12 protein-coding genes are annotated in these 12,731 nt (G+C 70.1%); 5 read left to right on the top strand and 7 right to left on the bottom strand.

Annotated elements, in window-relative coordinates:
- Positions 1-153: 153 nt before the first annotated feature.
- The 6 genes from ACN28C_RS14640 to ACN28C_RS14665 all read right to left on the bottom strand — a co-directional run bounded on the left by ACN28C_RS14640 (position 154) and on the right by ACN28C_RS14665 (position 6,737).
- The gene (locus tag ACN28C_RS14640) at positions 154-1,584 is read right to left on the bottom strand and encodes a tetratricopeptide repeat protein (protein ID WP_422774008.1); all 1,431 of its coding nucleotides are present in this window, start codon (positions 1,582-1,584) and stop codon (positions 154-156) included.
- Complete coding sequence (locus tag ACN28C_RS14645) at positions 1,581-3,839, bottom strand: CHAT domain-containing protein (RefSeq protein ID WP_422774009.1); 2,259 nt, start codon at positions 3,837-3,839, stop codon at positions 1,581-1,583. The genes ACN28C_RS14640 and ACN28C_RS14645 overlap by 4 nt, the downstream gene beginning before the upstream one ends.
- A 27-nt stretch (positions 3,840-3,866) precedes the next feature.
- A complete protein-coding gene (locus ACN28C_RS14650) occupies positions 3,867-4,196 on the bottom strand; it encodes a hypothetical protein (RefSeq protein WP_422774010.1) in 330 nt (109 codons plus the stop codon).
- A 178-nt stretch (positions 4,197-4,374) separates the two neighbouring features.
- A complete protein-coding gene (locus ACN28C_RS14655) occupies positions 4,375-5,355 on the bottom strand; it encodes a tetratricopeptide repeat protein (protein ID WP_422774666.1) in 981 nt (326 codons plus the stop codon).
- A 409-nt stretch (positions 5,356-5,764) separates the two neighbouring features.
- Positions 5,765-5,953 (bottom strand): DUF397 domain-containing protein, encoded by a 189-nt coding sequence (locus ACN28C_RS14660; RefSeq protein WP_422774011.1) that lies wholly within the window; start codon positions 5,951-5,953, stop codon positions 5,765-5,767.
- Entirely contained in the window at positions 5,940-6,737 is a 798-nt protein-coding gene (locus ACN28C_RS14665; protein ID WP_422774667.1) for a helix-turn-helix domain-containing protein, read from the bottom strand. The genes ACN28C_RS14660 and ACN28C_RS14665 overlap by 14 nt, the downstream gene beginning before the upstream one ends.
- A gap of 251 nt (positions 6,738-6,988) precedes the next feature.
- Between ACN28C_RS14665 and ACN28C_RS14670 the strand changes: the two genes are divergently transcribed.
- From ACN28C_RS14670 to tuf, 4 genes are all read left to right on the top strand, one after another.
- Positions 6,989-7,381, top strand: coding sequence for a hypothetical protein (locus ACN28C_RS14670; protein WP_422774012.1), 393 nt, complete (start codon positions 6,989-6,991; stop codon positions 7,379-7,381).
- 3 nt (positions 7,382-7,384) lie between these two features.
- Positions 7,385-7,681 carry a flavin reductase gene (locus tag ACN28C_RS14675; RefSeq protein ID WP_422774013.1) on the top strand — a complete coding sequence of 99 codons (297 nt, stop codon included), beginning with the start codon at positions 7,385-7,387 and terminating at the stop codon, positions 7,679-7,681.
- A gap of 182 nt (positions 7,682-7,863) precedes the next feature.
- Positions 7,864-8,613, top strand: a complete 750-nt coding sequence (locus ACN28C_RS14680) for a maleylpyruvate isomerase family mycothiol-dependent enzyme (RefSeq protein ID WP_422774014.1) — start codon at positions 7,864-7,866, stop codon at positions 8,611-8,613.
- Between the two features lie 459 nt (positions 8,614-9,072).
- The gene (gene tuf, locus ACN28C_RS14685; RefSeq protein ID WP_422774015.1) at positions 9,073-10,260 is read left to right on the top strand and encodes an elongation factor Tu; all 1,188 of its coding nucleotides are present in this window, start codon (positions 9,073-9,075) and stop codon (positions 10,258-10,260) included.
- A 30-nt stretch (positions 10,261-10,290) separates the two neighbouring features.
- Here tuf and ACN28C_RS14690 read toward each other — a convergent pair whose 3' ends face one another.
- Entirely contained in the window at positions 10,291-11,334 is a 1,044-nt protein-coding gene (locus ACN28C_RS14690; RefSeq protein WP_422774016.1) for an ArsR/SmtB family transcription factor, read from the bottom strand.
- 73 nt (positions 11,335-11,407) lie between these two features.
- On the opposite strand from ACN28C_RS14690, the gene ACN28C_RS14695 reads away from it, so the two are divergent.
- Positions 11,408-12,598, top strand: a complete 1,191-nt coding sequence (locus ACN28C_RS14695) for an MFS transporter (RefSeq protein ID WP_422774017.1) — start codon at positions 11,408-11,410, stop codon at positions 12,596-12,598.
- Positions 12,599-12,731 lie beyond the last annotated feature (133 nt).

Consider the following 12,731-nt stretch of genomic DNA (forward strand, 5'->3'; position numbering starts at 1 on the left):
TTCAGGGTCTGAAGCGGGCGGGCGAGCAGTGCAGCCGATTCCGTCGACAGACTTTCCTGGACTTCGCTGAATGTGAGGCCGGACAGGTCGACGCTCGGGGACTGGTCATGCGCACCTGGCCGGGTGTTCCGCCAGCTGGGCAGATTGAGGCGATCAGGTCGCTTTCTGGGACTCTGCGCGCTCCTGGCGTACCTGTTCGAGCATGGCGGTGTCGGATGCGAGGTCCGGGTGGCTGACCTGGCGGTCGAGGTCGACGACAAGTTCGAGTTCACCGATTGCCCGGTCGAGGTCCCCCTCCGCGCGGTGGATCATAGCGATGTTGTACCGCGTGACCGCTTCGCCGGCGCGGTCGCCGACCTCGCGTTGGATGGGGAGGGCTTGTTGGTAGTGGGTGAGGGCCTGTTGCTGGTCTCCGAGGTTGTCGTGCACGTGGCCGATGTTGTTGAGGGTGGTGGCTTCGCCGGTGCGGTCGCCGACCTCGCGTTGGATGGGGAGGGCTTGTTGGTAGTGGGTGAGGGCCTGTTGCTGGTCTCCGAGCCTGTTGTGCACGGCGCCGATGTTGTTGAGGGTGGTGGCTTCGCCGGCGCGGTTGCCGACCTCGCGTTGGATGGGGAGGGCTTGTTGGTAGTGGGTGAGGGCCTGTTGCTGGTCTCCGAGCCTGTTGTGCACGGCGCCGATGTTGTTGAGGGTGGTGGCTTCGCCGGCGCGGTCGCCGACCTCGCGCCGGATGGGGAGGGCTTGTTGGTAGTGGGTGAGGGCCTGTTGCTGGTCTCCGAGGTTGTCGTACACCGCGCCGATGTTGTTGAGGGTGGTGGCTTCGCCGGTGCGGTCGCCGACCTCGCGTTGGATGGGGAGGGCTTGTTGGTAGTGGGTGAGGGCCTGTTGCTGGTCTCCGAGCCTGTTGTGCACGGCGCCGATGTTGTTGAGGGTGGTGGCTTCGCCGGTGCGGTCGCCGACCTCGCGTTGGATGGGGAGGGCTTGTTGGTAGTGGGTGAGGGCCTGTTGCTGGTCTCCGAGCCTGTTGTGCACGGCGCCGATGTTGTTGAGGGTGGTGGCTTCGCCGGCGCGGTCGCCGACCTCGCGTTGGATGGGGAGGGCTTGTTGGTAGTGGGTGAGGGCCTGTTGCTGGTCTCCGAGCCTGTTGTGCACGGCGCCGATGTTGTTGAGGGTGGTGGCTTCGCCGGCGCGGTCGCCGACCTCGCGTTGGATGGGGAGGGCTTGTTGGTAGTGGGTGAGGGCCTGTTGCCGGTCTCCGAGGTTGTCGTGCACGAGGCCGATGTTGTTGAGGGTGGCGGCTTCGTTGCCGCGATGACCGGCCTCCCGGTAGAGGTGTAGGGCCTGCTCGTAGCTGTTCAGGGCCTGCCGGGGTTGTCCTGTGGAGGATTGGGCCCAGCCCAGGTCGTAGAAGGCGCCGGCGTCCGGACCGAGGGTCAGGGTCGCGTTCGCGAGGGCCGCGACGTCGGCGAACCGGGACCTGCCCAGCCACACCCTGCCGACCCGCTCCCCGATGTCCTGGGCGATCGCCGGCTCCCGACCGGCCACCGCCAGCCGGTGCACCTCCACCAACTGCGCGAGGGTGGTCATGACGCGGACGTGGGGGTGGCAGGGTCGGTGACCCAGAGTTTGTGGAGGGATCGTGCGGCGGCGGCGCATGCTGCGGTGTATTCGTCGTCGGTGAGCAGGGGACGGATGAGGGGGCGTAGGACGTTGGAGACGTAGTAGCGGGGTTCGCGGGTTTCGGGGTCGGTGCCTTCTTCGACCAGGCCGAGCTGGGCGGCGCGTTCGATGTGGCCGGTGGCGTCGGGGTGGTCGTGCACCGCCTTGACGGTCTCGGCGGGGACGGGTAGCTCGATGACGTTGACCTTGGCAAGCATCTTCTGCAGCTCGGGGGCCTGGGAGCTGAGGAGGTTCTTCGCGAGGATGGTTTCCCTGCGGAATCGGTCGGCTTCGCTCTCGATAGCGGTGATGAGGCTCTCGATGTCGAGGCTGGTGTCGGCGATGATGAGGTCGAGCCAGTCGAGCAGGCGGGGATTGCCGGCCGCAGCCTCGATGGCACGCCTGCGGATGTCGGGGTTGATGGAGGAGTCGGGCCGCAGGTTCGGCAGGTTTGCGATCTTCTTGGCCTGTTCGATTCCCGTGAGGGTTTCGAGCGACTCGACGACGACGGTGGTTCCGGCGGGTGCCGGGAAGCGGTAGCGGCTGGTGATGATGACTCGGCTGGGACTGCCGGTTCCGCGAATGGCCTTGAGCAGCGCGGGCAGGATCTCGGCCATCTCGGCGGAGAGCACGTGGCCGCCGTCGCGTTCGTCGAGGTTGCCGTCCTCGAAGTCGTCGAACACGAACAGGCAGGGGGTCTGCCCAAGGGGCCCGTCGACATGGAGCAGGTGACGCAGCCGGGCGGCGAGGGGGGCCTGACTGTTGTCGAGCAACTCGGCTGCCTCGATCTCCTGAGCGAGGGTGGGAAGCTTGACCTTGGTGGTGAGCTCTCGGAACTTGGTCAGGTCGACGCGGCCATACCAGACGACACGCTGGTGGGTGGGCATGCGTTCCAACAGCCGGGAGGCGAGACTGCTCTTGCCGAGGCCGCCCATGCCGTGTAGGACGAGGGCCTGCGCCGCGCCGTCGCTGCCGTGGGGTTTCTTGAGGGTACGCAGGCAACGTTGGATGACGCGGCGTCGTCCCACGAAGGCGGCGCGGGAGGCGACCCGGGACAACTGGGTCTGCGGGTCGAGGAATTCCTGGTCGGCGGGGCGGATGTCGATCCGTGCCCGCCGATTGGTGTGCAGCGGCGTGACCATGGGCGCCAGCGGCGACCTGTCGGCGTAGACGCGCAATAGGTGCCAGTTGCCGCGCTTGTGCGCGTACAGGTGCTGGCGGGCCTCGACGACGGCCCGGTCGAGGGGCCCGCCGTCGGCGAGTGTCTGGTAGAGCTGGGCGGCGAACTCGGTCGCGGAGACGTCGCCAACCGGCAGCGCCCACCCCAGCACGGTGGGGGCTCCGGCCCGGACGAGGCTTTCGCTCATCGAGGGGAAGGTGCCGGCGTCGGGGGCGTTGCCGGTGAGGCAGCCGGAGACGAAGACAAGACGGGGCCGGTGCCCGACCATGGCCTGGGCGATCTGGTCAGCGGTGGCGTAGGCGAGCCGACCGAACTCGTCCTCCATCAGGAAGGTGGGTTGGCCGCTCGCGCTGATGGCGGCGTGGCCGCTCAGATGCAGGACATCGAAATATCCCGCACCGTAGTCGCGACTGAGGAAGCGAAGCCCTTCCAAAGTGCCGCTCTCCTCGACGACCAGGTCGGTGCCGGTACGCGAGGTCGCCGACAGGATGGCGGCCTCCTCCGCCTCGTAGTTGAGCACGGGCTCGACGCCCTCCGGAGAGGTGGCCATGAAGAGCACCCGCAGGGGCCGGTTTCCGGGGGCGATTGGGGTCTTGAGCGCCGTACTGGTGCCGATGGCTCGTAGCGGCAGTAGCGGTGCGTGGCTGGAGACGGTCAGGTATGAGCCGTCTGCGGTGAGCAGTTCCCACGGCAGGTGCCGTAGCCGTTCCGCGGCGGTGATCCGCAGCGTTATGCCGGGCGGCTGGCCGAGGACCGGGGTCAGCCACCGTTCATCGCCGTCGAGGAAGGCGGCCAGTTTCGCGCCGAGCTCGCTCAGCTGCGGGGAGCCGAACACCTTCTGCGCGACCGCATGCTGGCTGTAATCGCGTTCCACCATCGCGATCAGGTGATCGACGGCCGCCTTGTCCAGGCCACGGGTCTTCGGTGGGCCGCCACCGGCCGACAGGCGCAGTTCGTAGTAGCTTGACGTCTGCTCGAAGATCTCCAGCTCGTAGCTGTCCATTTCGCCCACCCCTGGTCGTCCTCCGCCTCAGCCCTGCTGCGATTCGTCCTGCCGGAAAACAATCTCCAGCTGGCCCTGAGTGATGTGGGAAACGTCGACCCGGGTGCCGTCGCTGAACAGGATCTTGACGGTGGCGCCTTCGGGACGGCGGGAATGCCACCAATCCCAGATCGTCTTGGCAGAGCCGACACCGGCGAATACGAGCCCGATGACAGCGATCACCATTTCGGCGGAACGCTGTAGCTCTACGGGTGAGATGCTGTCGCCGGGCGCGGCCTTCGCGACAAGGGTGGCGTGCAGTTCCGCTGCCCAATGCGCGGCGTCCGGTCCCGAGACCTCAAGTATGGCAGTACCCACCCGTCTAGCCTTTCCTCGTTTCTTGGAGCTGGCTAAGGAACGCCCGCATCTGGTCCAGCGCCGGATGGCCCGTCTGTTCGGCCAAGGCGATGGCTTGGCGCTGAAAATCGACTGCATCGTCCACTCGCGCCATCTGCGAGAGCAGAAAAGCCATATTGAAGGCCGCAATTGCCTCAGATCAACGATCACCGATGATGCGGAATATCTCAAGCGCTTCCCCAAGGGTGTCCAATACCGCAGCGGAATCGCCCTGCTGGAACTGAATTGCGCCGATGTTGTTGAGAGTGGTGGCTTCGCCGGTGCGGTCGCCGACGTCGCGTTGGATGGGGAGGGCTTGTTGGTAGTGGGTGAGGGCCTGTTGCGGGTCTCCGAGGTTGTTGTGCACGTGGCCGATGTTGTTGAGGGTGGTGGCTTCGCCGGTGCGGTCGCCGACGTCGCGTTGGATGGGGAGGGCTTGTTGGTAGTGGGTGAGGGCCTGTTGCCGGTCCCCGAGCCTGTCGTGCACGGCGCCGATGTTGTTGAGGGTGGCGGCTTCGCCGGCGCGGTCGCCGACCTCGCGTTGGATGGGGAGGGCTTGTTGGTAGTAGGTGAGGGCCTGTTGCCGGTCCCCGAGCCTGTCGTACACGGCGCCGATGTTGTTGAGGGTGGCGGCTTCGCCGGCGCGGTCGCCGACCTCGCGTTGGATGGGGAGGGCTTGTTGGTAGTAGGTGAGGGCCTGTTGCCGGTCCCCGAGCCTGTCGTACACGAGGCCGATGCTGGTGAGGGTGGCGGCTTCGCCGGCGCGGTCGCCGACCTCGCGTTGGATGGGGAGGGCTTGTTGGTGATAGGTGAGGGCCTGTTGCCGGTCTCCGAGCCTGTTGTGCACGGCGCCGATGTTGTTGAGGGTGGCGGCTTCGCCGGCGCGGTGGCCGGCCTCCCGGTGGAGGTGTAGGGCCTGCTCGTAGCTGTTCAGGGCCTGCCGGGGTTGTCCTGTCGAGGATTGGGCCCAGCCCAGGTCGTAGAAGGCGTCAGCGTCCGGGCCGAGGGTCAGGGTCGCGTTCGCGAGGGCCGCGACGTCGGCGAACCGGGACCTGCCCAGCCACACCCTGCCGACCCGGTGCCCGACGTCCTGGGCGATCGCCGGCTCCCGACCGGCCACCGCCAGCCGGTGCACCTCCACCAACTGGACGACCGTGGCAGCCGACCTACCGCGCCTCAGAAACTCCGGCTCCTCCACCCGCCCGCTGTCGGCCGCCGACGCCGGACCATCCGTCAACTCGGCACCTTTCCTGTTTCCGGCTCCGCGACCCTCCGACCCGCACGGTCTATGACCACTCGGCCGTCCACGGCTTGACGCATCTGAGTCGCGACCGATCATGGTCCTCAAGTGATGGCTATACCGCGTCCACAATGGCCAGCACGATACGGCTGACACCGGTCGGGCGGACGAGACCGACCATGATCTGACACCCGGGACTGAGGCAGGTAAGAACACAGCCGGCGCCGATGACCACACGGAGAACCGGGACGGTCAGGGTCTGGCCGTGCCGCCAGGCTCGTCCGGCGAATTGGGGGGACTGTTGTCCTGGTCAGCCCTGCCTGGCGAGGTTGACGAAGGCGCGCCAGGCCGCCAGCTCGAAGGTCAGCACGGGCCCGGCCGGGTCCTTGCTGTCCCGGACGGCGACGACAGCGGGCAGGTTCTCGGCCACCTCTACGCACTCGCCGCCGTTGGTGCCGCTGCGGGTCGACTTCCGCCACTTGGCGTTACTGAGGTGCATGCTGGCTCTCTACTTCCTTCAGCAGGGCGAGCGACTGGTTCTGCGGCAAGGCTACCCCGCGCACGCCCTCCCATCGCGCGAGGAGCAGGGCAACGCTTTCCTCGTCGGTGACGACAAAATCGGCAAGCTGATTCGTCAGGTTTCCTGTCCAGTTGCCGTCGGCGGACCTGGCCAGGGCGAGCTGTCCGGAGAGGCCGACGTGCAGACCGGCGTCGTCGGGGATCAGATGCAGTTGGATGTAGGGCCGTTCGGCCATCCGCTGCAGGTGCCGGAGCTGCTCGGCCATGATGGCGTCACGGCGACGCAGCGCCGACTCGTCGAGAACGGCGATCACCAGCGGTGGCTGCTCCCGGGTCAGAATTTCCTGTCGTTCAAGCCGGTCGGCGACCAGCTTTTCCACCTGCTGATCGGTGCGAGTGGGGTCGAGGCGGAGCACCGCTCGGGCATAGTTTTCGGTCTGCAGCAGGCCCGGGACCAGGGTGGGGTGGTAGTAGCGGAGTTGCGTGGCGGCACGCTCCGCGTCCAGCCAGCGCTTGAACCAGCTAGGCCGGTCGTCCCGCTGCGCCGCCTTCACCAGGGACACCAACAGTCCACCCGTATCCAGGATCTCGTCGGCTCGCGTCGCGTACGGCATGTCGATCGGCCGGGTACCCGTCTCGGCTGCGGAGACGGTGGAGGCCGAGTAGTTGGCCCGCTTGCCGAACTCCTCCTGTGACATGCCGCGCAGGGCTCGTTGCCGCCGGACCTGATCCCTGATGAAGGCGAACGCGTCTTCGTGTCCCATCGGACCTCCAGAGAGTGTGTCTAGATCGCCAGGGCGTTGCCAGCCGCCGTTGGTGGCTGGCCAGACCTGTGCCGTCACCTGCTCGATTGCCTTCCGAGCCTAGTGCCGTCCACACCAGAGTGTCACCCAGCGGAACTGCTCGGTGACCGTCAAGCGCCCGGGTGGAACCTGCCTCGGGAGCCGGTGTCAACCTCCTGCTGAGACCGGCTCCCCTCCAACACCCCGACGAGCACTACCCCGAGGAGGACGTGATGAGTTGGCTCCTGCGGCAGCTGACCGGGCTGCGCCCCTACCACCGCCGAGACTGGCGCCGGCTGTGGCGCTACTGCCGATGCGGTTGGCGCTGGCGCTGCCCGGACTCGCTCGACCTGGTGCCGGTGCCCTACCAGCCACCGCCCCCGCTGACCGAGGCAGAGCTCACCGAGGCCGAGCGGGCCGAGATCCGGGCCCTCGCGACCATGCCGCCGCCCGCCGATGTTTCGAACACGCCTGCACCACCGGCCCGCGCCTGGGCACATGTCCGAGCGGGCAACCGTCGTGTGGTCCGAGCCGAGACCGACCGCGCACACCCGATCAACGCCCGCGCCGAGGGACTGCTCCCGGCACCGGCGCATCGTGCCCGGCACCGTAGTGCACGGACGTGAGCGGTGATCGGCCCGCAGGAACGCTGGTACCGGCACGTCGCCCGGAAACGGAGGCGCCGTCGCGTACCCGATCTCATCGGCGGGCATCTGCCGGCACGGACGTACGACTGCGGCGAGTGTGACCACGCCTGGCCGTGCCGGCCGGCCCGGCGGGCACTGCTTATCGGTTTCGACGGCGACCGGCTCGCCCTGATGATGTACCTCGCCGCCCACCTCGCTCGCGCCCTGGAAGCACTGCCGGACCGGCACCCCGCGCTGATCGTCGGCCAGATCCTCTGCTGGGTGCCCCGCCGCCGCTGACCGCCTCGTCGGCCGGCCGGCCCGCCCCGGTTCGCCGCCTCCCCTCGGCGAGCCGGGGCGGGCGCGCGCCGTCTCGGCAGGACGTCCCGGCCAGCATCGAGGGCGAGGGTTCCCTGCCCACCGCAGCCCGCCTACCGCAGCCCGCTGTCGGCGGATACGTGGTGCATGGCACGCTCGTCGGCATGCGCATCGTCGATCACGTCGCCATGCTGGACGAGGATGGAGTCCGGCTGGGGGAGGCGGCGGGCCGGGCCGGCCTGGACGCGCCGGTGCCCACCTGCCCCGGCTGGCGGATCCGGGATCTGCTGCACCACGTCGGCGGCGTGCACCGGTGGGCGGCGGCGCATGTGGCCACCGGGCGTCGCCGGCCGTTCTCCGCGGGCGAAGAGGCGATGTTCTTCACCATCGTCGACGACGACGAGCTGCTGGACTGGTTTCGGGAGGGGCACCGCGCCCTGGTGAAGACGCTGGGCTCGGCCGACGCGGGCATCGAGTGCTGGGCATTTCTGCCCGCGCCCTCACCGTTGGCGTTCTGGGCGCGGCGGCAGGCGCACGAGACGGCGGTGCACCGGGCCGACGCCGAGTCGGCCACCGGCACGGTTCCGCACTGGGCCCCGTCCTTCGCCGCCGACGGCATCGACGAGCTGCTCGGCGGCTTCTTCGGCCGGCCCGGTGGGCGCCTGGTGGCCGATCCACCCGCCAGCCTGGCCCTGGTGCCGACGGATGTCGATGCCGCCTGGACTCTCTATGTCGAGCCGTCGGGTCGACGGCTGGTCGCTGGCGAGCAGCCTGCCCAGTTGACCGTCGCCGGGCCGGCATCCGAGCTGTATCTGCTGCTCTGGAATCGGACCGGGACGGAACGTCTCGACCTACGCGGCGACAGCGCCGTGCTGGATCTCTGGCGGGCGCGGGCCGTCGTCACCTGGAGTTGACGCCGCCGCCAGACGAGGGGGAGCGAGCGCCGACACCGGCGCTCCCGAGGACCGGGCCTGCGCGGTCAGGGTTCCGGGGCAGGGTTCCGGGGCAGCGTTCCGGGCCTGCGCGGGCGCGGAATATCGGTCGCGGTCGTGAGCGTTCCGACCTAACGTGATCGCCATGTACGGCACGGCCGGTTTCGCGTGGCCCGCAGGGTTCCTCCTGCCGGGCCCCGCCGCCGTGTGCGTGGCATCCAGCTCGCCGAGCGTCCAGCCCCACCGGCTGGATAGCGGCGCGCGAGGCTGACCCTCCTCCCGCACCAGCAGAACCCACGGAGGAGGGTGGCCCGGTTTCCCGGTGTCGCCCTGTCTTGTCGGCGCACCGGATGCGCGGTTCTGGCGCGGTCTCCTACTCGCGGTGTGGCAGCCGCCCGCGCTCGTCGTCCGCCAACCCGTCTCTCTGTCGAGGACACAGTCATGGCCAAGAGCCAGTTCGTACGCACCAAACCGCACCTCAACATCGGCACGATGGGGCACGTCGACCACGGCAAGACGACGCTGACCGCCGCGATCACCAAGGTGCTCGCCGAGCGGGACCCGTCCGTCAACCGGTTCGTCGCCTTCGACGGCATCGACCGGGCGCCGGAGGAGGTCGCCCGGGGTATCACCATCACCATCGCGCACGTCGAGTACGAGACCGCCACCCGGCACTACGCGCACGTCGACATGCCGGGGCACGCCGACTACGTGAAGAATATGATCACCGGGGCGGCGCAGGTGGACGGGGCGATCCTGGTCGTCTCCGCGCTCGACGGTGCGATGCCGCAGACCCGGGAGCACGTGCTGCTCGCCCAGCGGGTCGGGGTGCCGTACCTGGTGGTGGCGCTGAACAAGGCCGACGCGGTCGACGACCCCGAGCTGCTCGACCTGGTCGAGCTGGAGGTCCGGGAGCTGGTCAGCGAGTACGGCTTCCCCGGCGACGAGGTGCCGGTGGTGCGGGTTTCCGCGCTGCGGGCCCTGGAGGGCGACCCGGCCTGGGTCGGCTCCATCGCCGACCTGCTCGACGCCGTCGACCGGTACGTGCCGGTGCCGCCGCGCGAACTCGACCGGCCGTTCCTGATGCCGATCGAGAACGTGCTGACCATCTCCGGTCGGGGGACGGTGGTGACCGGAGCCGTGGAACGCGGCTCGCTGCGCGCCGGTGACCCGGTCGAGGTGGTCGGGCTGGCGCCGACGCTGGCGACGGTGGCGATCGGGCTGGAGACCTTCGGCCGGTCGCTGGAGTCGGCGCAGGCCGGGGACAACGCGGCGGTCCTGCTGCGGGGGGTCAAGCGTGACCAGGTGCAGCGGGGTCAGGTGGTGGCCCTGCCGGGCAGCGTCACGCCGCACCGCCGGTTCAGCGCACAGCTCTACGCGCTGAGCACCGCCGAGGGTGGCCGGCGTACGCCGTTCCACGCCAACTACCGGCCGCAGTTCTACTTCCGGACCACCGACGTGGTCGGCGCGGTCGACCTGGGCGACCTACCCCAGGTCGCGCCCGGTGACACGGTGTCGATCACCGTCGAGCTCGGCAAGCCGATCGCGATGGACGTCGGGCTCGGTTTCGCGGTCCGGGAGGGCGGCCGGACGGTCGCCGCCGGCACGGTGACGGCACTGCTCGACTAGGGCCTCCGCCAGCCCTGGTCGACCGGAGAATCACCCGGCGGCCCGCTCGTCGGGCCGCCGGGTGAGCCGGACCAGCCGGTCGCCGTCCGGGGTGCGGTAGTAGAGCACGTACCGCCCCGAGCGGCGCCGGTGCACGAGTTGGGCGTCGAGCAGTACCCGCAGGTGCCCGCCGACCGAGCCGAGCCCGAATCCGGTGGCGGCTACCAGCCCGGTGGTGCTGGTCGGCGACTCCAGCCGGATCAGGATCTCCGCCCGGACCGGGCCGAGCAGCCGGCGGAGCGCGGCCGGCGGGGCGCCCCGCGCCGGGTCGGCCAGGATCCCGCGGCACGGGTAGACCACCGTGTGTACGTCCGGCTGGTCGGAGCCGACCCACCCCCGGCTGGACGTACTCGGCACGAAGAGCAGGCCGGTGTCGGCGAGGTCCTGCGGCGGCAGGTCGTACGTGTTGATCTGGAGTCGGCCGTGCCCGAGCCAGCGCATTCCCGGCCGCATCCTGTCGAGCGTCGCCGCCCAGCCTCCCGAGCCGAGCAGGTGGATCCGGGAGACGATGTCGGCCTCGAAGAGCCGTTGCCGGCGCGCCCAGTCCGGGCGCAGCGTGTGCCGCCAGACCCACTCCAGCAGGTCGGCGGCGCGTTCCGGCAGGTCGGCGCCGGTCAGCTCGGCGGGGAGCGGCCCGGTCAGCCCGGCCGCCAGGTCGGCCCGGACGACCTCGGCGGCGGTGCCGCGGATCCGATGCAGCTCGGCGGCGAGCGCCGCGTCGGCGTCGGCGGCCGGCGTGCCGGAGCCGCGGGGCGTGCCGGAGCCGCCGGGCGTGGCGAGGAAGTCGGGCAGCCAACGCGGTGGGAAGGCGGCCCGGACGAAGGCGGCGGCGAACGGGTCGGCAGCCAGCCGGGACCGGTACGCGGGGGAGTACGCCTCGATCCAGGACCGCTGGCCCGGCAGCGTCGGATGGCCGTCCAGCGCCTTGAGTGCCGCGACGGTCTCGACCAGCGGGGAGACGGCGAACCTGCTCCGGGCCAGCACGTCCGCGTCGAGCAGCCAGAGCCCCATGGCCACCTCCTGTCTCGCCTGCACGCCCACGACCCCTGGTTTCGTGTGCAGGTGAAAAGGTATCCGGTCGCGGGCGGCGCACCGCAGACTGCTGGCCGTGCGTACCTATCGGGAGTTGTTCCGGGTCCCGGAGTTCCGTCCCCTCTTCCTGCTGATCGCCACCCAGATCGCCGGGACCACCGTCAACGGGCTGGCCCTCGGCACGCTGGTCTACTCCGCCACCGGATCGCCGCTGCTCGCCGCGATCAGCATCTTCGGCCCCTCCTTCGCCCAGGTCGTCGGCGCCACCACGTTGCTCTCGGTCGCCGACCGGGTGCCGCCGCGCGCCGCCCTGGCCGGCGTCGCGCTCGTCCTCGGCGCGGGTGCTCTCGTGCTCGCGCTGCCCGGAATGCCGATCTGGGCGCTCTTCGTGGTGATCTTCTTCATGGGGCTGGCCGGCTCGATGGGCGGTGGCGTCCGCTGGGGGCTGCTCGGCGAGATCCTGCCGGAGGGCGGTTACCTGCTCGGCCGGTCGGTGATCAACATGTCGGTCGGGGCGATGCAGATCAGTGGCTTCGCGCTCGGCGGTGCCCTGCTCACCGTCGCCACACCCCGCCAGGTGCTGCTGATCGGCGCCACCCTGTATCTCACCGCCGCGCTCGTCGCGCGCTTCGGGCTCGGCCGCCGCCCGCCGAGGGCGGTGGGCCGGCCCTCGGTCCGCCGCACCTGGCAGGTGAACGTCCGGCTCTGGGCGGCACCCGCCCGGCGGTACGTCTACCTCTCGCTCTGGCTGCCGAACGGCCTCGTCGTCGGCTGCGAGGCGCTGTTCATCCCGTACGCCCCGGAAGCCGCCGGAGCGCTCTTCGTCGCCGGGGCCCTCGGGATGCTCGCCGGGGACACGACCGTCGGCCGGTTCGTCCCGGCCGGCTGGCGCCGCCGGCTCGTCACCCCGCTGCAACTGCTGCTCGGGGTGCCGTACCTGCTCTTCGCCCTGCCGATCCCGCTGCCGGTGGCGGCGCTCGCCGCGGCGGTGGCCTCGGCCGGCTTCGGCGCGGGAGTGCTGCTCCAGCAGCGCCTCGTCGACCTCACCCCGGCCGACATGCGCGGCCAGGCGCTCGGGCTGCACTCCTCGGGGATGCTGACCATGCAGGCGGTGGCGGCGACCCTGGCCGGTGCCGTCGCCCAGTACCTGCCGGTCGGTGCCACCATGGCCACGATGGCGCTGCTCTCCGTGACGGTGGTGCTGCTGCTCCGCCCCGGGCTGCGCACCTCGGCCGCCGCCCGCACGCCGGAACCAGCCGCCGCCTGATCTCGGCTGCCGGTATCCGACGCCGTACGATCCTCCCTGCTCGGTCCTCAGGCATGACCGGCATCGCTGGGCGGCGCCGCCGACGGGCCCACCACCTGAGGATCCCTCCGGTGGGACTAGGGTGGGAAGCTCT

The organism is Plantactinospora sp. WMMC1484, assembly GCF_049315195.1.
In the GTDB taxonomy this organism is placed as follows: domain Bacteria; phylum Actinomycetota; class Actinomycetes; order Mycobacteriales; family Micromonosporaceae; genus Plantactinospora.